A 1,889-nucleotide genomic window follows, 5' to 3' on the forward strand; every position below is an offset into this window, starting at 1 on the left:
AGTTCGGCATCCTCTTCGGCCACGCAGGGCTTCAGGAAGCTCATGTTGCTGATGTGCAACGACGAGCCACAAAAAATCTCTTGCGCCGCTGCAACGACCAACTCGAGATACGCAGTGCCTGGCAAAACGGATTTCCCGTTGACGGTCCGGTGCTCATCGAGTTCCCAGTGTTCCGCGGATGAGCGTTTCGCGGTCAAGACCGTTTCACCAGTAACCTCATCAACTCGCCGCGTGTCAAACAAAGGATGATTTGCAGGCGTCGCAGTGTCACCGGCGTGATCTGGGGCGCGATGATCGCGATTGCTATGCATGCGGTTGTACGCCGCTGCGCCCATTCCGACATCTCGCCACACGCCCCAGTTGATCGACAGGACGCGGGTTGACGTGGGTTCCGCCGACTTGGCTTCGGCAAACGCATTCAGAAACTCGTTGGCGCCAACGTAAGCCGATTGACCGGCGGGGCCGAGATATGTGCTGGTCGAAGAACACAGCACCAAGAAATCCAGCGACTTATGGTTAAGGAATGGTTCGAGCAATTGGGTGCCGTGGACTTTTGCCGCCAACGCGTTTTGGATTGAATCGATGGTTGCGGTGGCAATCAAGTCGTCATCCAATTCGCCAGCCGTATGAAAGATGCCCGAGATGTTTACGAACGTTTTCGTTAACTCGTCGAAGACCATTTGCATCTCGGCCGGATGGGCAACATCCGCATTCACCACCCGCACATTAGCCCCCAAACCTTCGAGTTGCTCGACGAACCTTTGCCGCTCTTTCGCTCGCAGATTTTGTGGATTGGCGATCGTTCCTCCCGGCGACGACGTTGGAGTTCGCGACAGCAGGATTAAGTTTGCTTGATATTTCGAGGCGAGCAGGGTGGCAAGGGTGCGTCCCATCCCCCCAAAACCGCCGGTGATCAGGTACGTGCCGCCCATGCGAAGCAATGAATTGGGTGTGGGTGGATCGAGACAAACCGATTCGAGTTTCTTTTCAAACACTTTGTTTTCACGGATCGCACGCACATCGCCGTGTGATGGCATTGCGGCTTCACGAATCAATAACTCGGATATCGCTGCTCGCTGATGATCCGTTGCGGGCAGCAAAATATCGACCGCCACTGTTTGTAGATTGGCGTATTCGCGAGGCGCGACACGGACCGGACCGATCGCCGTCGCTTTCTCGGGATAGCGAATCGGTCCTCCCTCGACTGATTGCATGCCATTAGCGACCATCATGACCGAGCACGGGTGGTCCTCGAGAATGCCCGCTATCGCTTGAATCGTCATCGTCAATCCGATGATTCCTTCCTCTTGAATTCGCATCGCGAACGTCGATCCCGGTCGGCAGCTGGAATCTTTGGTGATCGGCCACAAGTAGACGATCCGGTCGGGAACAAAATCGTTTTGCGAAAGCTGCTTGGCAAGTTGGATATACTGGTCGCGTCCGAGTTCAGGAACAAGCACAAATTCATGAGGCGACACATGGCGAAAGATGTCTCCGCGGCGGACAACAGCAACGGTATCGCCACGTTCTCGAAGCTGATTCGCCATCGTTTGACCGATGCCTGCATCATCAAGAAAAATCAACCAATTGTTTGACGCAGGGGGCAATTCGCGTGGGGGCGTTTCGGTACGTTCTCGCCACTTCGATTGGTAGAACCACTGGCGAATGTCTTCCGTTTTTCGCAGCGGTTTACGGACGCGTTGGGTTGTTTTTACCGACTCGTCCGTCGGATCGATCCAATATCGATCTTGTTGGAATGCATAGGTCGGCAGGGTGATTCGCTTGCGAGTCTCGCCAGCCCATTGGCTTTTTAGATCGATTGGCAACCCGGTTGCCCACAATCGGGCATAGGTCGACAAAAAGAAGGTGGAATCGTCGATCACTTCCTC

The 1,889-nt window shown here is 54.7% G+C and carries 1 protein-coding gene; it reads right to left on the minus strand.

Annotated elements, in window-relative coordinates:
• The coding region (locus ABX962_RS35475) for an SDR family NAD(P)-dependent oxidoreductase (RefSeq protein WP_372726370.1) at window positions 1–1,889 on the minus strand (1,889 nt) is incomplete at both ends.

Origin of the sequence: Novipirellula sp., assembly GCF_041583735.1 — a bacterium.
GTDB lineage: Bacteria > Planctomycetota > Planctomycetia > Pirellulales > Pirellulaceae > Novipirellula.